This window comes from Brevibacillus sp. BC25, assembly GCF_000282075.1.
Classification (GTDB): Bacteria; Bacillota; Bacilli; order Brevibacillales; family Brevibacillaceae; genus Brevibacillus.
In genome coordinates, this window is record NZ_AKIX01000052.1 from 1 (window position 1) to 19,641 (window position 19,641).

The 19,641-nt window shown below is 47.3% G+C and carries 21 protein-coding genes and 1 riboswitch; of the genes, 12 read left to right on the forward strand and 9 right to left on the reverse strand.

The features are described from left to right. Positions 1 to 135 precede the first annotated feature (135 nt). Together PMI05_RS15280 and PMI05_RS15285 are read right to left on the reverse strand one after the other, a co-directional pair. Positions 136 to 504 carry a glyoxalase superfamily protein gene (locus PMI05_RS15280; protein WP_039960870.1) on the reverse strand — a complete coding sequence of 123 codons (369 nt, stop codon included), beginning with the start codon at positions 502 to 504 and terminating at the stop codon, positions 136 to 138. Positions 505 to 785: 281 nt separating this feature from the next. After that, the gene (locus PMI05_RS15285) at positions 786 to 1,694 is read right to left on the reverse strand and encodes a DMT family transporter (RefSeq protein ID WP_007723173.1); all 909 of its coding nucleotides are present in this window, start codon (positions 1,692 to 1,694) and stop codon (positions 786 to 788) included. A gap of 288 nt (positions 1,695 to 1,982) precedes the next feature. On the opposite strand from PMI05_RS15285, the gene rarD reads away from it, so the two are divergent. Beyond that, positions 1,983 to 2,891 carry an EamA family transporter RarD gene (gene rarD, locus PMI05_RS15290; protein WP_007723174.1) on the forward strand — a complete coding sequence of 303 codons (909 nt, stop codon included), beginning with the start codon at positions 1,983 to 1,985 and terminating at the stop codon, positions 2,889 to 2,891. A gap of 71 nt (positions 2,892 to 2,962) precedes the next feature. Here rarD and pdxK read toward each other — a convergent pair whose 3' ends face one another. Both pdxK and PMI05_RS31105 read right to left on the reverse strand, forming a co-directional pair. After that, the gene (gene pdxK / locus PMI05_RS15295; protein WP_007723175.1) at positions 2,963 to 3,790 is read right to left on the reverse strand and encodes a pyridoxine/pyridoxal/pyridoxamine kinase; all 828 of its coding nucleotides are present in this window, start codon (positions 3,788 to 3,790) and stop codon (positions 2,963 to 2,965) included. A 170-nt stretch (positions 3,791 to 3,960) separates the two neighbouring features. After that, positions 3,961 to 4,134, reverse strand: a complete 174-nt coding sequence (locus PMI05_RS31105) for a hypothetical protein (RefSeq protein ID WP_007723176.1) — start codon at positions 4,132 to 4,134, stop codon at positions 3,961 to 3,963. A 220-nt stretch (positions 4,135 to 4,354) separates the two neighbouring features. On the opposite strand from PMI05_RS31105, the gene PMI05_RS15300 reads away from it, so the two are divergent. From PMI05_RS15300 to PMI05_RS15310, 3 genes are read left to right on the forward strand one after another with little or no spacing between them, the layout of a single operon-like run. Further along, complete coding sequence (locus PMI05_RS15300; protein WP_007723179.1) at positions 4,355 to 5,056, forward strand: ABC transporter ATP-binding protein; 702 nt, start codon at positions 4,355 to 4,357, stop codon at positions 5,054 to 5,056. Positions 5,057 to 5,080: 24 nt separating this feature from the next. Continuing rightward, a complete protein-coding gene (locus PMI05_RS15305; RefSeq protein ID WP_039960852.1) occupies positions 5,081 to 6,544 on the forward strand; it encodes an ABC transporter permease in 1,464 nt (487 codons plus the stop codon). A gap of 24 nt (positions 6,545 to 6,568) precedes the next feature. Continuing rightward, positions 6,569 to 8,086: an efflux RND transporter periplasmic adaptor subunit gene (locus PMI05_RS15310; RefSeq protein ID WP_007723183.1), complete on the forward strand. Its 1,518-nt coding sequence runs from the start codon at positions 6,569 to 6,571 to the stop codon at positions 8,084 to 8,086. 90 nt (positions 8,087 to 8,176) lie between these two features. Here PMI05_RS15310 and PMI05_RS15315 read toward each other — a convergent pair whose 3' ends face one another. Next, complete coding sequence (locus PMI05_RS15315; RefSeq protein WP_007723184.1) at positions 8,177 to 8,851, reverse strand: hypothetical protein; 675 nt, start codon at positions 8,849 to 8,851, stop codon at positions 8,177 to 8,179. After that, complete coding sequence (locus PMI05_RS15320; protein WP_007723185.1) at positions 8,848 to 9,648, reverse strand: trans-aconitate 2-methyltransferase; 801 nt, start codon at positions 9,646 to 9,648, stop codon at positions 8,848 to 8,850. Before PMI05_RS15320 ends, PMI05_RS15315 begins: the two co-directional genes overlap by 4 nt. Before the next feature lie 192 nt (positions 9,649 to 9,840). Between PMI05_RS15320 and PMI05_RS15325 the strand changes: the two genes are divergently transcribed. From PMI05_RS15325 to PMI05_RS15335, 3 genes are read left to right on the forward strand one after another with little or no spacing between them, the layout of a single operon-like run. Next, positions 9,841 to 11,883 carry a hypothetical protein gene (locus PMI05_RS15325; protein ID WP_007723186.1) on the forward strand — a complete coding sequence of 681 codons (2,043 nt, stop codon included), beginning with the start codon at positions 9,841 to 9,843 and terminating at the stop codon, positions 11,881 to 11,883. Between the two features lie 60 nt (positions 11,884 to 11,943). Continuing rightward, positions 11,944 to 12,138: a hypothetical protein gene (locus PMI05_RS15330; RefSeq protein WP_007723188.1), complete on the forward strand. Its 195-nt coding sequence runs from the start codon at positions 11,944 to 11,946 to the stop codon at positions 12,136 to 12,138. A 13-nt stretch (positions 12,139 to 12,151) separates the two neighbouring features. Next, on the forward strand, positions 12,152 to 13,006 hold the full coding sequence (locus PMI05_RS15335; RefSeq protein WP_039960858.1) for an EcsC family protein: 855 nt from the start codon (positions 12,152 to 12,154) through the stop codon (positions 13,004 to 13,006). On the opposite strand, the gene PMI05_RS15340 is transcribed toward PMI05_RS15335, so the two are convergent. Further along, complete coding sequence (locus PMI05_RS15340) at positions 12,981 to 13,529, reverse strand: GNAT family N-acetyltransferase (protein WP_007723192.1); 549 nt, start codon at positions 13,527 to 13,529, stop codon at positions 12,981 to 12,983. The genes PMI05_RS15335 and PMI05_RS15340 overlap by 26 nt on opposite strands. A 68-nt stretch (positions 13,530 to 13,597) precedes the next feature. After that, the gene (locus PMI05_RS15345) at positions 13,598 to 14,038 is read right to left on the reverse strand and encodes a flavodoxin (protein ID WP_007723194.1); all 441 of its coding nucleotides are present in this window, start codon (positions 14,036 to 14,038) and stop codon (positions 13,598 to 13,600) included. Between the two features lie 138 nt (positions 14,039 to 14,176). Further along, a riboswitch (Lysine riboswitch) is annotated at positions 14,177 to 14,366 on the forward strand. Between the two features lie 91 nt (positions 14,367 to 14,457). Between PMI05_RS15345 and dapD the strand changes: the two genes are divergently transcribed. The 5 genes from dapD to PMI05_RS15370 all read left to right on the forward strand — a co-directional run bounded on the left by dapD (position 14,458) and on the right by PMI05_RS15370 (position 18,887). After that, entirely contained in the window at positions 14,458 to 15,168 is a 711-nt protein-coding gene (gene dapD / locus PMI05_RS15350; protein ID WP_007723196.1) for a 2,3,4,5-tetrahydropyridine-2,6-dicarboxylate N-acetyltransferase, read from the forward strand. A gap of 14 nt (positions 15,169 to 15,182) precedes the next feature. After that, positions 15,183 to 16,397, forward strand: a complete 1,215-nt coding sequence (locus PMI05_RS15355) for an aspartate aminotransferase family protein (protein ID WP_007723198.1) — start codon at positions 15,183 to 15,185, stop codon at positions 16,395 to 16,397. 3 nt (positions 16,398 to 16,400) lie between these two features. Beyond that, a complete protein-coding gene (locus PMI05_RS15360) occupies positions 16,401 to 17,534 on the forward strand; it encodes an N-acetyldiaminopimelate deacetylase (protein WP_007723200.1) in 1,134 nt (377 codons plus the stop codon). 278 nt (positions 17,535 to 17,812) lie between these two features. Then, entirely contained in the window at positions 17,813 to 18,412 is a 600-nt protein-coding gene (locus tag PMI05_RS15365; protein ID WP_007723201.1) for a hypothetical protein, read from the forward strand. Between the two features lie 112 nt (positions 18,413 to 18,524). Further along, positions 18,525 to 18,887: a DUF4912 domain-containing protein gene (locus tag PMI05_RS15370; RefSeq protein WP_007723202.1), complete on the forward strand. Its 363-nt coding sequence runs from the start codon at positions 18,525 to 18,527 to the stop codon at positions 18,885 to 18,887. A 111-nt stretch (positions 18,888 to 18,998) separates the two neighbouring features. Here the strand turns inward: PMI05_RS15370 and PMI05_RS15375 are convergent, their stop codons facing one another. Continuing rightward, entirely contained in the window at positions 18,999 to 19,637 is a 639-nt protein-coding gene (locus PMI05_RS15375) for a glycoside hydrolase family 73 protein (protein ID WP_007723205.1), read from the reverse strand. Positions 19,638 to 19,641 lie beyond the last annotated feature (4 nt).

Here is a 19,641-nt window from a genome sequence, read left to right on the forward strand (position 1 = left end):
CGCACCGGATTGTGGCTCCGGCACTCGTGGGTTCAAGTCCCATCGATCGCCCCATATATGTTCAAAATGTAAAATGAAATAGCCCAGCGGTGGCTCCTGTAAAGGAACTCCGGCTGGGCTTTCTTTATATCTGTCTTACGATTGATCAACAGGCTGATAAAAATGAAGACGATTGCCAAAAGGATCGGTCACGCTCACTTCACGCGTTCCCCACGGCGTCTCCTCTAGACCGGGACGAGCGTACTTGTATCCTTGACGCAACAGTGACTGATGAAAAAGCTCAATGTTCTCTACCTGTACGCGAATCGCTGAGCCAGGACAAGCATCCCCGTGATGCTCGGATAGATGAAGCGTGCACCATGGAGAAGTAATTTGCATGTACAACGGAAAATGATCCTCGTAACGATGCTCCCAATCAATTTGAAAACCTAGAAACTCCACATAAAACTCTCTTGCCTTCTCAACGTCAAACATACGAAAAATCGGCGTTATGTTCTGATTCATTTGCATAGAAACCTCCGGATTGTATTGAGGGAAGCGAGGTGCACCCCTTCGTGAAAGATCGTTCGGACAAGCACTTGTGCAATCGTATGCATGCCGGATTCAGTTGCGGGAAATTCTTCTTCTAATCGATCCTTGTAAGCAGCTTGTATCTTCTGGGCAGTCTTTGCATATAGATTCGAGTCAGTGAATCTACCTTCCTTCTATAGAGAAGGGGGTGTATCAACAAAAAAGCGTGCAGAACCAGCTCGTCTGCACGCTAAAGCTTTGTATAGGAAACGGCGCTACATTCTTTCCTGCTCGAGGGTGTGAGAAGGGGAGAATAGTTTCCGCCATTTTACTTGCGGTACACAAATGGCAGCGAGGATCATGAATACGCCACCCCATTGAGGGAGAGATACAGTCTCTTGAAGCACGAAACTCGACAAGAGTACGACTGTAGGCAATTCGACTGCACTTAAAATGGTAGCCAGTCCATTGCCGATCCGCGGAACACCGACAGCCAAACAGAAGATCGGGATGACCGAACCGAAGATCGCAACCAAAAGACCGAGTGGCAGCAAACCTTGCAGAAGCTGACCATTTACCAGGAAAGTCGGTGGATAAACGATCGAGAGCATCAGGGCAGCCATACTAATCGAAATCGCGCTTCGCAAGTATGGATCCATTCCAGGGAGAATTCGCCCGCTGAAGAAAATAACCAAGGCAAAGGTCGCGCCCGACATCAGACCGAAGATCAGTCCGACCATGTCTACATTCTGAATGCCGCTTTCGCCAAGTCCGCTTGCAAGAACCGTCCCTGCTCCAAGCATAACCAGAGACACCCATTTTTCAGCGGTCGGCCATTTGCGATCCACAATCGCCTCCAGCAAGACACCGATCCAGGTAAACTGAAAGAGAAGAACGATTGCGAGCGAAGCAGAGACCCGGCTAACAGCCTGATGGTAAAAAAGACTGGTTGAGGCCATCATGAGGCTGGCTGGTGCCAAAAGCAAGAAATACTTGAACGAAAACCGCTGCTTGGAGAAAAAGATGGCCATGACCGTCATGATCAATCCGCCAAAAATCAATTGGCTTCCGCTCATTTCAAAGGGCGTAAAGCCGAGTTGAAAAGCATGCTTCATGAAGATCGAGAGGACACCGTAACTGCACGCACCAAGTAAAACTAAGAAGATAGATCGCCAGTATGTCATAAGTAAAAGTTCCTTTCGTATGACTAAACTCGGAAGAATAATGACTATTGTACTACAGGTCTAAAAGTGGTACAATAAAATTTTTGTCCGCTCTTTACTGTGCTACTAAGGTAATTAGCTAGCTGCATGCATTGGTAATATGGTAACGGATGAAAGTGTAATTGACTCCTTATTCTATGTGAGAATACATAGCTGTTTTTTCATATTTCCGTTACACTACACCATAGAGAAGAAGTTTAAAAAGTCGTCAATAGAGAAAGAGAAGGCGAAACACATGGAGGAGCAAGGATGAGACAGGGGATTATTTACGCAATTGTGGCGTATTTGGCTTGGGGGTTACTCCCGCTCTATTGGAAGCTGTTTCAGGCAATGGGGGCATGGGAGATACTCTCTCATCGAATCGTCTGGTCGATTATTTTTGTCGCAATCATTATTCAGGTAACGAAACGCTGGCGTAGTATGTGGAGAGCGGTTACTGGTTTTAAAATGTTCGCAGCATTAGCGATATGTTCACTGCTAATCAGCGCAAACTGGCTCATTTTTATCTGGGCAGTGAATAACGATCAAGTCATGCAAACGAGTCTTGGCTACTACATGAATCCTCTCATCACCGTACTGCTCGGAGTCATTTTCTTAAAAGAAAAAATGCATGCTGGGCAATGGCTCGCGCTAATACTCGCGGCTTTTGGAGTCATGTTCATCACCTTCCAGTACGGTGAGATTCCTTGGGTCTCTCTATCACTTGCCCTGACCTTTGCTTTTTACAGCTTGGCGAAAAAGCTTGTCCGGATGGAGGCAATGATCGGACTGGCGTGGGAGACGCTGTTTGTGGCTCCTATTGCTTTCGGTTATCTGTTGATGCTACAGGTCAATGGCACGGAGACCATGACATCCTTAGCATGGTGGCAGCTTTTATTGCTGACGTTGGCGGGGGTAGCTACTGCCATGCCGCTCTACTGGTTCGCCCAAGCAACGGCTAGACTCCCGCTTTCCGTTGTGGGCTTCATTCAATACTTGGCGCCTACCATATCGCTCTTATCAGCTGTTTTCTTGTTTGGAGAGCCTTTCACCCAAACACATCTTATCAGCTTTGGATTCATCTGGTCTGCGCTCATCGTATTTACGGTGTCTTCCGTACACAAGAAACGAAAAGCTACCCTAATCAATCCCAAGGTCGCTATCAAAAAACAAGCGTAAACGTAAGAAAACTCCTGACCCACCGAGGAAGACTCGGATATGGTCAGGAGTTTTTGTTTACAAGGACGTAATTAGCAAATCGCTTCGCCGTGCTTTTTCATGCGGTACGCACCATGATTAGTAGGTCCCACATATTTATTGAGCGCAAACGAGTGGCGAATCGCTTCGGTAATAAATTCTTTGGCAACAGCTACTGCGTTGTGTACGGAGCTTCCTTTTGCCAATTCCGCACAGATTGCAGCTGAGAACGTGCAGCCGGCACCATGAGTAAAGCTCGTTTCAAAGCGCTCTGATTCCAATACCTCGATTGTTTTCCCGTCATAGAAAACATCTACGGCATTGCCGCTTTGAAGCTTGCTGCCGCCTTTTACAACGACATAAGAGGTGCCGAAGTCGTGGATGCGCTTTGCCGCTTCCTTCATGTCATCGACACTTTTCAGTGCGCCCATTTGGCTGAGAATACCAGCTTCGAACAGGTTAGGAGTCGCAACTGTTGCGTGCGGGAGCAAGACTTCACGCAGGCTGACTGCAATTTCTGGATGGAGTGCTTCATCTGCACCCTTACAGATCATCACAGGGTCAACGACAACATTTTTCAAATCGTATTGTTTTATTTTACGGGTAGCGAGGTCAACCAGTTCAGTGGTTCCGAGCATCCCTGTTTTTACAGCATCTACGCCAATTCCTGCGAGTACGGTTTCGATTTGTTTTTCCAGGATCGCGACATCGATCGGAAACACTTCGTGAAACCATTCATTATGTGGATCTTGGGCTACGATAACGGTGAGGGCGGTCATCCCGAAAACACCAAGCTCCTGAAACGTTTTGAGGTCTGCTTGCTGACCAGCTCCGCCGCTGGTGTCGGAACCTGCAATGGTGAGTGCTTTCTTCATGGTCATTGTGATTATCTCCCTTTGTATACCGCTGCACAATCGAAGCGGATCTATACTGTCATGCACTGTAATGCCTCTCTCTATATTAAAGAGGAAGAAATCGGTGCTGTCAATAATATCCCCAAAATATAAAAACCGCCTCCCATAGCGGGCAAGCGGTTTATGTATGTGTGCATTTATGCTTGAGAAGCAGCGTGGTGAAAAGAGAAGCTGATGGTAGTGGACATGGACTTGGAACGCTTGGTTGCAAGTTGTTTGGCTTGCTTTGCTGCCTCAAACATACTGGGTGCCTTGATGATTTCAACCCATCTGCGTGTTGCTGTTTCAAATAAAAAGCGATAGATAGTCATCTTCTTCGACCCTCCATGGTTTGTTGACATCTACATTGTATTACGTAACAGCCTGCAAAAGGTTACATAGCTGTTACATATTTTTGAAGAATATATGGTTATTCTGTAAATCGTAAATTGTTTCCGAAAGAAGCGTTACGTTTTGCGAAATGTTACGTCTTTAGTATGTGATGTTTACGAAAGTTTCCATTTTGAAAGAACGAATGAGGTGCGACAAACGATGGTCAATTCAACAGGAGAGCTGACGGTGACAGGGGTCAATCACAGCTACGGAACGGGAAAAATCAAAGTACCCGTGCTGTATGATATCAACCTTCATATCAACAAGGGAGAATTCGTGGCTTTGTGTGGCTCGTCGGGATCAGGCAAGTCTACGCTCTTGAATTTGCTTGCAGGTTTGACCAAGCCGGAGGAAGGGAGTGTCACGGTTAGCGGAGCACAGATTTCCAGCTACAGCGAAAATGAACTATGCATGTTTCGTCGTAAAAATATGGGCTTTATCTTCCAGTCATACAATCTGCTCCCAAATCTGACAGCATTGGAGAACGTGGAACTTCCCTTGATTTTTGCAGGCGAAAGCAAGAAAAAACGTCGGGCTAAAGCAACGGACATCCTACATCGCGTAGGGCTGGAAGGTCGTATCGACCACAGACCCAATGAACTTAGTGGTGGACAGCAGCAGCGTGTCAGTATCGCGAGAGCGCTCGTCAATCAGCCTGGCATTATCTTGGCGGATGAGCCGACGGGGAACCTGGACTCGAAGACGGAACAAGAGATTCTCCTATTAATGAGAGAAATGAACAAGGAAAATGGGACTACGTTCATCATCGTTACCCATGAGCAGGAAGTAGCGGAACAGTCCGACCGCGTCATTTATCTCCAGGACGGACGGGTTGTACAAAAAAGGACAAGACCAGCGTAGGCGAGGGTATGAGGTGAACAAACAGTGAAGGTAATGGATTCTTTTCGCATCGTCTGGAGGAACCTGTGGCGAATGAAGCTGCGGACAGCCCTCACATCGGTTGGTGTCATGATCGGGACGGCTGCAATCGTCGCGATGATGGCACTTAGTTTAGGGCTTAAGGAAAGTGCGGTAAAAAGCTTGGAGAACTTCGGTAACTTGACAGAGATGGACGTCGAGCCATTGCGTTGGTACGAGGAAAATGGCGAATGGATTGATGTTCCAGAGGATAAAGTCAAGAAGCTGAATATGCAAGCGGTGCAGGATTTAAAAAAGATTCCTGGTATTCAGGCAGTTATGCCGATAAAAGAATTACGAGAACAAGCGAAGCTGAAGGTAGGTAGACGAGAAGGTTACGTACAGCTTATTGGGGTGGATGTGAATGAGTCGGCTGCCTATCGCAAAAATGACATTGAAAAAGGAAGCTATCTGACAGGGGCCCCACAAGAGATAGTGGTTGCTTTCGATGTATCCAGAGAATTGCGCGACGTAGAAAAGGAAAAGCGCGAGGAACGGCGAAGAAAGGCCGGAGCTGGACGGCATGAAATGTCCCAGATGCCACCTCCTGATATAGGGGGCGGAGAAGCACTGGCCTTCAATCTCGTAGACAGAGCAGGGACTCTCATCTTGTCACGCGAATATCGCATCGACGATGAACCGAAATACGAGAAAAAAGAACTGCGTGTGAAGGTTGTCGGTCAATTAAAGAAGTCTGAAGAACGTAACTCGTCAGCCGCGGTTTATGTACCGATTAGCGTTGTGAAAGAGCTGAACGAGTGGGTTACGCGCAGTCGAGGTGACGAAGTCGAAGAGGGAGCATCGCGCCGTTCACGCGATAAAGCCAAAAAGGATACCTTTGAATTTGACAGAATTACAGTCAAGGTAGAATCTCGTGAAAAGGTCGAGGGTGTAGTCAAAGCGTTGAAGGAAAAGGGCTTTGAAGTATGGTCGCCTGCACGTGAGCTGGAAACCATCAATAACTTCTTCTTCGTGATTCAGATGGTCCTCGGAGGAATTGCAGCAATCTCTTTGCTCGTCGCAACCATTGGAATCGTCAATACGATGATCATGTCGATTTTAGAGCGAACCAAAGAGATTGGTATCATGAAAGTAATCGGAGCCACTGTGTTGAATATTCGTTGGCTGTTCTTAATGGAATCAGGCTTTATTGGTTTAATAGGTGGACTGGCTGGTCTCGGCATGGCGTGGGGAGCGGTTGAGCTCGTGAATTACTTCGGAGCGTCTGGCGGTCTCTTGGATAGTCTGAACATGGGCTACGGTGGTGGTAGTGGTGATCCAGAGGCTGAGCCAACAAAATTGGCGGTCATTCCGAGCTGGCTGGCATTCTTTGCGATTGGCTTCTCCTTTATTATTGGGGTGTTGGCGGGAATCTTCCCGGCGATCCGTGCGTCTCGTTTAAGTGCACTGCAAGCAATTCGATCTGAATAAGTGATGAAATGTGAGGAACGTAAGATGAACAAGAAAAAATGGATCATTATCGCCACGGTCGTGGCCGTTCTTGGAGGAGGAAGCTATTACGGCTATTCGTACTTCAAGGGCGAAGAGGTTACAGAAGAAAAGCCTGAAGAAAAACCGAACTTCCCGACCGCGCCCGTGGAACGTGGTGACGTGAAGAAGACGATCAACTCAGCAGGTACAGTGGAAGCGAAGGCGCGAGAGGAAGTCAAGCCAGAGCTCAGCGGCAAGGTGCAACGTGTGCTAGTTAAGGAAGGGCAGTCCGTAAAAAAAGGCGATGTTTTGTTCACGATCGATAGCTCGGATGCACAGTTAGAAATTCAAAAGCTGGAGCTGGACATTTTAAAGGCGAAAAAAGAGCTAAGTGAAATTAAACAAAAGAAAGACAAGATCACGGCTACTAAAGAAGGAAAAGTGGTTGAGGTCCTTGTAGAAGAAGGGCAAGATGTAAGACCGGAGCAGGTAGTAGTCAAGCTTGCTAATACCGACTATTTGAAAATAATTGGGCAATTTACCTCCTATGAGTCTGAACGATTCAGTGTAGGTCAAAAAGTGAAGGTATTCATTCCGACTTCCATGTATTTTGTAGATGGTGTTGTCACGGAAGTGGATAGAATAGGTGAAAAAGTAGAAGGTGCTGGCGGTATTCACAATGTCGAGGTATTGGTTAAGAAGCCTGGGGCCATTTATGTTGGGGACAAGGGTGTGGTACAGTATACGGATGATAAGGGCCTCTTATATGTAAGCCGTAATCAGAAAGAATTCCAGTTGCCTGATGAAATAGAAATTTTGGCGGGTACTCACGGAAAAATTGGCAAGGTCGACGTAAAAAAGGACGATGTAGTCAAAGTAGGACAACAACTGTTCAAGATGGATATGGAAGCGTCCGGTATGGAGCTGATGGAAAAAGAGCTCGGGCTAAAAACGTCTTTATTGAACATGGAGCAGAAAAAACGTGAAATTGCGAAGAACCAAGTAACAGCGCCAATTAGCGGTGTAATCACCAAGCTAGGTGTAAAAGAAGGCGAAGCGCCAGGGTCAGAACCTGCAGCCATTATTATGGACACGACTTCTGTTTACTTTATGGCAGCCGTTGGAGAGCTTGATATTCCCGCGATTAAAATCGGACAAAATGTCGATGTTTATGTCTATGCGTTTGGTACCGAGCCGTTTAAAGGCAAAGTCGTAGAGCTCCCGAAAGAAGGAAAGAAGGAAGAAAAGGAAGTTCGTTTCGCGGTAAAAGTGGAGCTGCTAGACAAGGCTGATTTTAAGCATGGGATGACGGGAGATAACGATATTATCGTCGCCCAAGCACAGAATGTCCTGCGCTTGCCCAGCAATGCGGTTGAAATTTTGGGGCCAGGTCAGGGAACGGTAATGGTGAAAGATCCGAGTACCGGAGATCCAATGCCGAAAGACGTAGAAATCGGTATTGAAGGATATGATTTTATTGAAATCAAAGGCGGCTTGAAAGAGGGAGAAGAGGTTCTGGTGACCAACTCCGAAGGCATGTAAAAGCCAATCGAATTCGTTTATAGCGACAGCCCCGTTGCCACTGGCCAAAGACCTGAGCAAACGGGGCTGTTTTTTACACGCGTACACTTTTCAACGGTTTGAACGCAATCGTAACGTTGCGGACATTTGCGACGTCAAACTATGTAAAGGATGGGAAATTGTACAGCCGTTTTCCTTCGCAAACTGATCAGCAACAGGTGCCATGGAGAGCTGTGCCACTGCAATAGGATGGTCTGGAAACGTTTGATGGAGTTGATACAGGTCGCCTTTAATCGCTTCTCTGTACGCTTCCTGCTTGTTTTCCATGAGTAGGGCAAAAGCATTTTCAACGATGGTTACTTGTATCTCTGGATGAAGGTTGTGGGAGTGGGCGTATTGCGCGAGACGCTCCATCGTAGGTTGGACAGTAGCGGGATTGGAGAACAGCAGAACTTGTGGCGTAGAATGCCGGGCAAGCTCGTGAAAAAAAGGTCCATCGATTGTGAAGATGGGAACAGTGACAGTTGCCTCATCCTCTGGTGTTACCAGTGCGGCATACTGCGTGCAAGTGATCACGATTGCATCGACCGCGCAGCTCTGCATCCAGGCTAGTTGATCACGTAATTTGACATGTGCTTGTTCCTTGGTATAGATAGGGGTTCCCGCATTTTGCAGGAGTAAACCTGGATCAACAAAATGAATGAGCTCTACGTCAAAGGCTGCGAACGCATCTGATAAGAGGGAAATATTCGAATAATGTCCATGGAGACAGGCAATACGGGTCATCGTGCAGCTCCCCCATGAAGAGTATCATTCTCTGATTTCTTATGGGCAAGGACGCGAATACGCTTGTAATCGAGCACCCAGTGACCCTCTTGAAACAGGGCAGGACGCAGTAAGTCAGTGACTTCCCTACATACTTGCTGGATTTCATCTGAGGACAGTCCCGCAAAAAAAGGACTGCAAAAAGAATTCAGCCAATGGGAAAGCCCCAAGTCCCCATCAGCCATGACTGTCGGACGATCAAAATGGGAGGCAAGTACGACATGGAAGCTTTGCTTCTCCAAAAGGGTCGTGTACTCTCCAATGCTGGGAAAATACCAAGGAAAGCGCTCATCAGCAGATATTCCTTTTCGCGCCAATACAGTTCGTAATGCTTTTGTGATTTGTCCGCAATTGCCGTGTCCTCCAAATTCGGCAACAAAGCGTCCGCCGGGAGCAAGAGCCAACCAAATGGTTTCAACGACTTCTGCAGGGCGTTTCATCCAGTGGAGTGCGGCATTGGAAAAGACAGCGTTGTAACTGACATCTGTACGATATGTATGCGCATCGGCTACTTCAAAGGCAAACTGAGGATATTTTTGGCAAGCAGTCTCAATCATGGCGGTAGAAAAGTCGATTCCTGTCACATTTGATCCTGCAAGCGATAGTTGAGCACACAGGTCGCCTGTTCCACAGCCTAAGTCAAGAATGCTTTCTCCAGGAGCCGGTTGTAGCCAGTCCACTAACCCTTTGCCGTATTCAGAAACGAAATTCATTTTGGCGTCGTACAGTCCAGCATTCCATTGATTGGTTTGTACCATCTGATTCCCCTCCTTTTCATCCATTTTTACCGACTGGGGAGATATAAGTCAAATCTATATAAATTATAAACCGAATAGTATTTAACTATATCAAGCGCGCGAAAAAGCTTTATGATTGTAAAGGATATTTCGCCGTTTTTGTCGAATGATCACAGTTGAAAAATTGTAAGGAAGAAAGTAGGAGGACAATTCGTGAAAAAATGGGTTGTAAAAGCACTTTTAGTGTGTTTGGCAACGGGCACCTTTTTATCAGGTGTGTCAGTACCGTCAGCCATGGGGGCCGGGGCAACAGCATCCATGAAAAAAAACAGCCAAGTATCAAAGCCAATCCGGCAGCAGCCTGTTCACGATATGGTTATCTTTAACGATTATCAGGTTGCAGGACTGGATTCAAATGGTTGGAACTGGGTGAAGAACGACGAGTTTATTCTTCCTCCAGAGACACCACTTGATATTGACGTGATACAGACCACTTATGGAACTGGAACCAACCTCAATCGAAAGCAAGTTTTATTGGATGGCGTAGAGTTATCGGAGTATCAAGCCGAAAATACCTCGTCTCAGACTTCTTTCAAATGGCAAGTACCTCGGTTTACTATTCCAGCACAAAAGCTGTCTGCTGGCTCGCATACCTTGACCTTTATTGTGACGGATGACAAGGGGAAGAGCAGCACATTGCATGTGCGATTTCTGGTAGAGGCCAAAAATTACCCGAGCATATTTAATGGGGAAAAGGCAGAGGGAGAACCAGTACCAAGTGGCGGGCAAACGGCGATTTTTGGAATGATGGGTTCACATGACTTTACCAGTTCTGTACCGGGCACATGGAAATTAACTAATAAGTCCACGAGTACAGAGATGAGGTCTGTTCCTGCGACAGTATTTTCGACGGGGACATTGTTGACGGGGCAATATGAACTCCTCTTTGTTCCAGATGATACAACCATGTCACCTTGGATGACGACGATTCAGGTAGGCGTTGCAGAGCTGTACATGGGAACAGATACAAGCGGTCAAAAGCTGACGCAAGATCAGAAAATAACAGCTCCAGCAGCACCAGGGAAGGTTTCATTGTATTCGCCCATCCCAGGAAGATGGTCGGTGAACGGAACAGGACAAACCTTGACAGACGCGCAACATTTTGAGGTGGACATTCCTGAGAGACTGGCTGGAATCACAATCGCTGTTACCTTTGAGCCTGTTTCGGCGCAAAAAGAGACATCGTCTATGTGGGGCGATACTTCGGCGACAACGGTTCAAATACAAATACCAGGTGCACCAAATGCCTGCGGCCCTGCTAATGGAAATGTTACGATGGATGTGTTGATGAAGCAGAACGAGCAATCAACACCGAGGGTAGAAAAGATGAACCTGTATTCCTCTGATAATACAGTCAAGCTGTATCAGAATCCTGTTCATGTGATCTGGCTGGCAACTGCTGCCGAGCACGTCGAATATGGAAGCGAAGCGGATGATGATGAGGGGCCGGGTGTATGGGCGATCGATAACGTCATTGTCGATGAGAGCAAATTGAATTGGGATCACACGGCATTGCTGTTGTCCGGCTATAAGCCAGGGCGCTACAAAGTCAACTACTACAGCAAAAGAGACCCGGCGCAAGTATGGTGCAGCTACGTTCAAGTGATAGAAGATTTGCCTCCAATCAAGTCGTATCCGGCATGTGAGCCGGGTGATACAGGCGTAAGTCCGCCAAGTTCACCACTTCTTCTTCGAAGCGAGAGCGGCAAGGAATACCGGGACGGACAAAAGATTACCGTGAACGCAGGCGATGATCTCGAAGAATGGGAAGAACTAAGGCTGATCGCTACTCATGCTGAGCTTGTCGGATCCAAAAAGATCAGGGATAAGAGCGAAAAGAAGGCCTACTATATGCCGAAATTTGAATGGAAACATGGCGAGATCGGTATTGGTGCCAGTCGGAAGCACAGTAACGGTACCATTTCCTCAGAAAATCGGATCGAGATCTTTTCCGGGGAGGAAGAGATCGCTAGCATCAAGCCTAGCAAAGGTGATGGCGACGATGGCGAGGGGCTTGAATCACTGAATTTGAAAAGGTATATCGATATGGATAAGCCTGGAGAATACAAGATCAAGGTAACGAATACGCTCACAAACAAGACCTGCACGGTTATCAACTCCAAAAGAAAGTACAATAAGAAAACCGATGTAAATGAGCGCAATGAAACATTGACGATTACAATTGAAGTGAAGTAGGTAGGTAGACCCCCTTGCATTTTGGCATGGGGGTTTTCGACTACAAGGGGAGGAAGTCCTGTGACAAACGAGCAGAAAGCGATCTTGGAAAAGTTCGGGTTTCGGATCGAAGGAGAGGAAGTGAAACATTTGAAGCTGGGAATCGTAAGAAATAAAAAAGAATTCGTCTCTCACGCCACATCAGAAGAGTTGCAGGACTACATCAAGTCTATCTTGCGCAACCAATGTCAGTGGAGGCGAGGAGTATCTGAATGAGCAGCCAGGGAGGTTGTTGGATTTGAGGGAGTCTAGGGAGACATTAGTTACGGCATTACGTGAAGTGGAGGCTTGGGAGAAGGACCAGAACGACTTGTGGTTCTGGGAAAAGCTTGGCAGACTTCCTTTTGTTCTGTTGGATCGGATTACGCCTGCATTCGTTCAAGAGAAGCTGGGAAAAGCCGTAGATGAAATGGCAGCCTTTCTTGAGACAGGTGGAACTTATTTGGTGCAGGATGAACCGATTTACAAGAGGTTTGGCAAACGGTTAGAGGGACAGGGCACGTCTGTTATTGGCAAAGAGGAGATTGCTGCTGTACCGCTTACGATCATGAATAATGTCGCAATGGAGCTAAAGGATTCACGTGCGAATTTTGCCACGGTACAAGGTGCCACGACTGGCTTCGGAGGAATTTTTACCCTCGCGATCGATATCCCGTTATTGATGGGTACATCCCTAAAAGTATTACAAGAGATGGCTCTTGCCTATGGCTATCGACCTGAAGAGAAGAGGGAGCGGCTGTTCGTTGTCAAATGCTTGCAGTTTGCTTCATCAGATATCGTAGGGAAAAAAGCGATACTCGCTGAGCTCTCCCGCTTTGATGATCCAAATGCGCAGAGAGAGGTAATGGCGCAATTGCAGGGATGGCGTGAAGTCGTGGTAACGTACACAGAGAACTTTGGGTGGAAAAAGTTATTTCAAATGGTGCCCATTGCAGGTATTTTGTTTGGGGCGTATTTGAACCGCTCAACCGTACAGGATGTCGCCGAAGCGGGGATGATGCTGTACCGCAAACGGCGCATCCTGGAGCGGCTGCGTGAGAGCGAAAAGAGCGAGGAAATTACTGAGACAACTCCTCAACTGTAAGAGCGTAGAGGAGATGGTCCTCCCATACATCGTTAATTTGCAAATAGCGTAACGAAAGCCCTTCCTGGCGAAAACGGTTTTTTTCCAAGACGCGAATGGAAGCTTGATTGCGAGGCATAACAGCAGCTTGTACCCTGTGCAGTTTAGCATCAGAAAAAGCAAAATGAAGGGCGAGATTTACTGCTGATGTCGTATAGCCTTTGCCATTGCACTCCTGATCCATAAAGTAGCCAATCGTAGCATTTTGCCACGCGCCGCGTGCGACATTCGACAACGCTACACGTCCAATCATCTTTCCGGATTCTCGGGTGAATACGCCGAAAGCATAGGCTGTGCCACGTTCAAAATCATTCTGTGCTTGCGAAATCTGTTCTTGCTGTCCTGGGAGGGTTAGAAATGACGAGGGGCGGATCGGTTCAAATGGTTGGAGAAAGTCATGATTACGCAGCCGAAGCTCTAGGAGCTCGGCTGCGTCTTGTTGTTGGAGAGGCCGTAAGAGAATCTCGTCTGTATGTAGTGACATGAGATCAATCCTCCTTAAAAAGTTGGATTGATAGTATATCATGTGCCAGAGTATTTGGGAAACATCAATTAGCCGAGCAATTCAGCAAACGATACCCCAAATGCTTTGCAAGTTTCCACTTCTTTTGCAGTAGGAGAAAGCTCGATTTTCAAACCTTCCAAAGGAGTTTCCGCACCACGCTCGCTCGCCTTTTTCAGCAAAATATCAACAGCTGCACCGACATGCTCGTAAGCGGAGTCGCAAGAGCCAAAAGCAACTACCTTTTTCCCGCTGAGGTCAATATCGTCCATTTCCTCATAAAAATCCAGGCATTCGTCTGGCAGTTCACCATCGCCCCATGTGTAGGCACCAAGCAAGATTCCATCGTAAGCTTCGAGTTCTTTTGCGTTCGCATCCATCACTTCTTTTATCTCCAGCTCAGCACCAGTTGAACGAATACCTTCTGCAATTGCTTCAGCAATTTCCTGAGTATTCCCTGTCATGCTCGCGTATACCATCAAAATGCTCATAAAACGGACCTCCAATTAGATAATGAGTATCATTCTCACAAATAAAATTAATGAAAATGAGAATCGTTGTCAATAACTTTTTTCTTATTGCCACGTTTCATTGATTTTGGTAGAGTTAAATAAAATTATAATAATGTACTCTAAAATAGAGGTGCGCCGAAGAAGAGTAAGTCTTTTCGTAATCTGCCAGGGGGCAGGAGAAGGAAGAAAGGCTAAAGCGCCGAAGCTTATGCTATGCCCCTACGTAGCACAGGCTGGGGTGTCTCATGAAAAATGATCATCCTGTCACAAGGGACCTCAAGTCTTTTTGTGGAGCGCTATTTATGATTTGCTTATGTAGTATCAAAAGCAATGAGATAGCGAATGCACTCATTGCTTTTTTTGATTTACCATGCTGTTATTTTGAGGAGGATGTAACTATGAACATGATGGATGCTAACGAAATTATCGCGTTTATTCAAAAAAGCGAAAAGAAAACACCAGTGAAGGTATATGTGAAAGGGAACCTGGAGGGAATCGACTTCGGTGCGAGCTCCAAAGCTTTCATTACTGGTCCTACTGGTGTTGTTTTTGGTGAGTGGAAAGAGATTGAGCCAGTGCTCGCGGCTAACGCAGACAAAATTGAAGATTATGTGGTAGAAAGCGACCGTCGCAACTCCGCTATTCCATTGCTGGATACAAAAGGGATTCAAGCGCGTATTGAGCCAGGCGCAATTATCCGTGACCAAGTGACAATCGGTAACAATGCGGTCATTATGATGGGTGCTTCCATTAACATCGGTGCAGTGATCGGTGAAGGTACGATGATCGACATGAATGTTGTAGTAGGTGGACGTGGAACCATCGGGAAAAACTGCCACATCGGCGCGGGATCAGTTATCGCGGGCGTTATCGAGCCGCCATCTGCACAGCCAGTTGTTGTCGAGGACGATGTTGTCATCGGAGCAAATGCTGTCATTCTGGAAGGTGTACGCGTAGGAAAAGGTGCTGTCGTTGCAGCGGGTGCTGTCGTGATTGAAGATGTACCTCCATACGTAGTAGTTGCGGGAACGCCTGCACGTGTGATCAAGCAAATCGATGAAAAAACTCGTTCCAAGACAGAGATCAAGCAGGAGCTACGTCAGCTGTAAGGGAGAGAGTGCACATGGACTGGCGTTCGCTCGATGAACAATATATCGTCTCCTCTTACAAAAGACTTCCGATTGCCATAGAAAAAGGCGAAGGAAATTACTTGTACGATACGAACGGGAAGAGCTATCTCGACTTGTTTACCGGACTCGCGGTAAACGTTCTGGGGCATTCTCATCCGCGCATTGTACAGGCTTTGCGTGAGCAGGGAGAGCGCTTCTTGCATATTTCCAATGTATTTTTAAACAAGCCGGCTATTTGTTTGGCCGAGCGTCTGGTTGCGAACAGCATTAGTGGGAAGGTGTTTTTCACCAACTCTGGTGCAGAGGCTACAGAGACTGCGATCAAGCTGATTCACAAATGGACGAAGAACGAGGGCGCAGGTCGTGAAGGCATCGTTGTCTTACGCAACAGCTTTCACGGGCGAACACTCGGAGCAGTGCGTTTGACGAGACAGGCTCACGTCTATCAAGACTTTCCTCAGCCGGCTTTTCCTGTTTATGAACTGGATGTGGAAGACACGGAAGGATTGCGAGCGATTTGCCAAGAAGCAAGGCCTGCTGCGGTCCTCATGGAGCCAGTCTTGGGTTCCGGCGGTGTCGTGCCGTTAACGGAAGCATTCTTGCGAGAGGTAGCTGTGATCTGTGAACAAGAAGGCATGCTCTTTGTCATGGACGAGATCCAGACAGGAATGGGCAGAACAGGAAAGCTGTTTGCTTATGAGCATGCAGGCGTAACGCCAGACCTTATCCTTTTCGCCAAAGGTATAGGGGGAGGGCTTCCCCTCGGCGGTGTCATTGCTGGTCCAAAGCTGATGAACCAGTTCAAACCGGGGGATCACGGAACGACGTTCGCACCATCACCACTGTCTGCTGCCCTGGGGAATGTCGTGTTGGACGAATTGCTTGATCCAGCCTTCATCGCTCACGTAGAAGAAGTCATTGCATACCTGTGGTCGGGCTTGGAAGCATTGCGTACGCGTCTTCCGGATCAGCTGCAATCCCTTCGCGGAAAAGGCTTGATGGTTGGAATTCCGCTCTCTTCCACCCCGGAAGAGGTCAGCCACTTGCAGCAAGCGTTGCTTGACGAAGGAATTCTCGTTGACGTGACGCAGAAAACGATTGTTCGTTTGCTTCCGCCACTGACGTTGACAAAAGCCGATGTGGACCGTTTCCTTGCCGTGTTTGAGGAGCAATTAAAAGTAAGATCAGGTACGAAAAAGGAGGCGTAGGGCATGACGACTTCCTTGTTTACACAAATTCGCCGAGACCTGCACCAAATACCGGAGCCAGGCTTCGCTGAAGTGAAGACGCAACAATACTTGCTCGATTATTTGAAAAAGCTGCCCCAAGAGCGAATCGAGATCAAAACGTGGCGGACAGGCATTTTGGTCAAAGTGGCAGGAACAAAGCCTAAACGATCAATTGCCTGGCGGACGGATATGGATGGCCTGCCGATCGTAGAGGAAACGTCCTACCCGTTTCGCTCGCTTCATGAAGGATACATGCATGCATGCGGGCATGACGTGCATATGGCAATTGCTCTTGGCCTCCTGACGCATTTTACCCAGCATCCGATAGCAGATGATTTGCTGTTCCTCTTCCAGCCGGCAGAAGAAGGTCCTGGCGGTGCTGAGCCGATGATGGGAAGTGAAGAGTTTGCAGGGTGGCGACCGGACTGCATTTTTGCCTTGCATATCGCGCCAGAATATCCAGTTGGTCATATTGCGACGAAGCCAGGAATTTTGTTTGCCAACACTTCTGAGTTGTACATTGATTTGGTTGGCAAAGGTGGGCATGCAGCCTTCCCGCACAAGGCGAATGACATGGTGGTTGCAGGAAGCCATCTTGTGACACAGCTTCAATCGATTATTTCGCGCAATATGGATCCATTGGATTCAGCTGTCGTAACGATTGGCAAGCTGGAGAGCGGGACGAAGCAGAACATCATCGCAGAGAAGTCCAGGCTAGAAGGGACCATCCGAACCTTTTCTATGGAATCGATGGCACTCGTCAAGAGCCGCATTGAATCTCTCGTTAAGGGAGTGGAAATAGGCTTTGATTGCCAGGCAACGATTGACTACGGTGTTGGCTACTGCCAGGTTTACAACGAGGAGCAGCTAACGACAGACTTCATGCAATGGGTACAGGAACAATGTGAAGATGTAACTCTCATTACCTGCAAGGAAGCCATGACTGGAGAAGACTTCGGTTACTTTTTGAAAGAAATTCCCGGCTTTTTGTTCTGGCTGGGTGTGCAAACGCCATACGGCTTGCACCATTCCAAAATTGAGCCGAACGAAGACGCGATCGAGGTGGCTATTCGACTGGTCTCCCGGTATTTTACATGGCTTTCGCAACAGGAGTAGCAGGTGTCAGGAGCAAAAAAGAGTGGCTGGATAGCCGCTCTTTTTTCTGTGTCATTCCCAAACGTATTCTGATTCTGGTCAAGAGTAAGAAGTAGTTACTAACATCTCTGTGCATAAGTCTTTCTTCCTAAGGTTTTTGTGCTTGTGGATATTGTGGATATTGTTGAAAAAACTTATCAGGGCAGCACAACTATTTCCTTTTCCAAACGTATAAACTAGAGAGAAGAAATTCCGGAAAAACAAGCGCTGCCGCGCACACATACAGGAGGATTATTGACATGAAAAAAGCATGGTTATCGGCCTTGTTGGCGTTGACTGTAGCAGCAGGGGTGGGGAGCACTACTGCGCTGGGAGAGGGTGCGATGCGCGTATTTTTCGGTGCGGAAACCGTAGCGAGTGAAATGCCAGCATCCAAGGCCGAATCGGTAGAAACAATAGTGAACAAGCTCGGTGGTTTCGCCGATTACGATCAGCAATCTGGCAAATTGCAAGTGATTAAGCCAAACGTAAATATTATTGTGGTCGAAGGAATTCAGCAGACCCGCAATAAAAATGTCGTTTTCAGCAACCCTGTCAAAGGATACAGCGACAAAAATGTGCCTCGTACGTTTAACGTGTTCGTAGAGGTTGATGACGCGCCTGTAGCCAAAGACTTGCGCATGCAACTCGTGTTGGTCGGACCGGATGGCAAAGAAGTGTCCAAAGGGAAAGAGTGGAAATACTCCACACAAAATGCAAACAGCTTCTATTTTTCTGAGCCTTTTGTATCTACGAAACTCGAAGCATACGGCACTTATAAAGTACAAGTTCAAATGAAATCCGAGAAATTCACTTCTTATGTAACCGTCGGGGAAAATACATTTACAGTTGGACGTTAAAAATTATGGCTTGGATGCGTTTCCACTTTGTATGTCCCCGTGCTATAATATACGGAAAAGCCAATATACTTGGTGATAGCAAGTACATGAAAGAAAGGAACGATGGGAGCGAATGGAGACAAATCCCCCGCGATCGTCCACGGATGTAGAAGGCCCGAGTATACGCATTGCCTGGAAAGATGAGCAATCCATTCAGGCAGAGTGGAGCATGACGAAGGAGTTCGAGCAAGAAATAGAGCGAAAGTTTGCTATTCCGTTTGCTGAACTGCCTTTTGTCCTACGCCTTTTTGATGTGACGTACCGCAAAGAGATCCGAAATGATGGCACTGACCTTTACACTGATTTTGATATCAACCACCGTTCTTCCGAATGGATTTTGTACGGAGTGACGCAAGGATTGGAATATTGCGTCGATCTGGGAATTCGGATGGTGGACGGAAGGTTTTATTCGCTGTCCAGGTCTCAAATGATTTGATCAACGTGCTCAAGCAACGTACGACTGAGGCAACTGCATTTTTATACGGAACAGCCCCATTATCCACGAGATTTGCTTGTGGCAATGGGGCTTTTGATTTTTATATATGACTCATGGCTTCTCTCGTTGTTTGTCCAGCAGTCGCAGGGCAACCGCTAAAACAGCCCATACTGGCATTGGTTCGTCTAACTTATTTAGCCATTCAGGCGAGGTCAGCAAGCCCTCCTGTAACGCTCGATTGCCCAGCTCCAATTTCCATGGAGGAAACGCCTGTGGCACTTCTGAGGCGAATTGATCGTACTGAGGCAAGTTGTACGTTTGAATGAGGCGCGTCAGCTTTTCAGCGTACGCAGGATCGGTAGCGTAGCCGACTTCTTCTAAAGCCTGTGCGGCTTGTGCAGGAGTAGCGGCTGCCAGCACGTTTTTATATGCGGGCTTACGTAAAAACTGGGCATGGTCTTCCATGGATTGCTGGTAATTTTCATAAGCGCGGAACTGGGAAGTACGTGTGACCGTCTTTCCGTTTTCCACCTCTTTGCTTTCGATGGGGACAGAGCCGGCAGGTCCCGTTCCCTTCATTCCAAAGAGGTTGTACGAGGATGTCCCAGTGGCAGGGTCAACAGGTACTTTTTTACCCCAACCTGACTCGAGTATGGCTTGCGCTATGATAATGGAGGGGAATATACGATGGTTCAGATAAGAGTTTCTGGCATGGTCAGCAACCAACTGAATAAATGCTTGCGCCTCCATAAGC

Bases quoted from the DNA above. Each gene is read 5' to 3' on its own strand.
- rarD (WP_007723174.1), top strand. From the start codon at position 1,983: ATGAGACAGGGGATTATTTACGCAATTGTGGCGTATTTGGCTTGGGGG.
- PMI05_RS15375 (WP_007723205.1), bottom strand. From the start codon at position 19,637: ATGGAGGCGCAAGCATTTATTCAGTTGGTTGCTGACCATGCCAGAAAC.
- PMI05_RS15345 (WP_007723194.1), bottom strand. From the start codon at position 14,038: ATGAGCATTTTGATGGTATACGCGAGCATGACAGGGAATACTCAGGAA.
- PMI05_RS31105 (WP_007723176.1), bottom strand. From the start codon at position 4,134: ATGACTATCTATCGCTTTTTATTTGAAACAGCAACACGCAGATGGGTT.
- PMI05_RS15360 (WP_007723200.1), top strand. From the start codon at position 16,401: ATGACGACTTCCTTGTTTACACAAATTCGCCGAGACCTGCACCAAATA.
- PMI05_RS15355 (WP_007723198.1), top strand. From the start codon at position 15,183: ATGGACTGGCGTTCGCTCGATGAACAATATATCGTCTCCTCTTACAAA.
- PMI05_RS15285 (WP_007723173.1), bottom strand. From the start codon at position 1,694: ATGACATACTGGCGATCTATCTTCTTAGTTTTACTTGGTGCGTGCAGT.
- PMI05_RS15370 (WP_007723202.1), top strand. From the start codon at position 18,525: ATGGAGACAAATCCCCCGCGATCGTCCACGGATGTAGAAGGCCCGAGT.
- pdxK (WP_007723175.1), bottom strand. From the start codon at position 3,790: ATGACCATGAAGAAAGCACTCACCATTGCAGGTTCCGACACCAGCGGC.
- PMI05_RS15310 (WP_007723183.1), top strand. From the start codon at position 6,569: ATGAACAAGAAAAAATGGATCATTATCGCCACGGTCGTGGCCGTTCTT.
- PMI05_RS15320 (WP_007723185.1), bottom strand. From the start codon at position 9,648: ATGGTACAAACCAATCAATGGAATGCTGGACTGTACGACGCCAAAATG.
- PMI05_RS15315 (WP_007723184.1), bottom strand. From the start codon at position 8,851: ATGACCCGTATTGCCTGTCTCCATGGACATTATTCGAATATTTCCCTC.
- PMI05_RS15365 (WP_007723201.1), top strand. From the start codon at position 17,813: ATGAAAAAAGCATGGTTATCGGCCTTGTTGGCGTTGACTGTAGCAGCA.
- PMI05_RS15300 (WP_007723179.1), top strand. From the start codon at position 4,355: ATGGTCAATTCAACAGGAGAGCTGACGGTGACAGGGGTCAATCACAGC.
- dapD (WP_007723196.1), top strand. From the start codon at position 14,458: ATGAACATGATGGATGCTAACGAAATTATCGCGTTTATTCAAAAAAGC.
- PMI05_RS15280 (WP_039960870.1), bottom strand. From the start codon at position 504: ATGAATCAGAACATAACGCCGATTTTTCGTATGTTTGACGTTGAGAAG.
- PMI05_RS15340 (WP_007723192.1), bottom strand. From the start codon at position 13,529: ATGTCACTACATACAGACGAGATTCTCTTACGGCCTCTCCAACAACAA.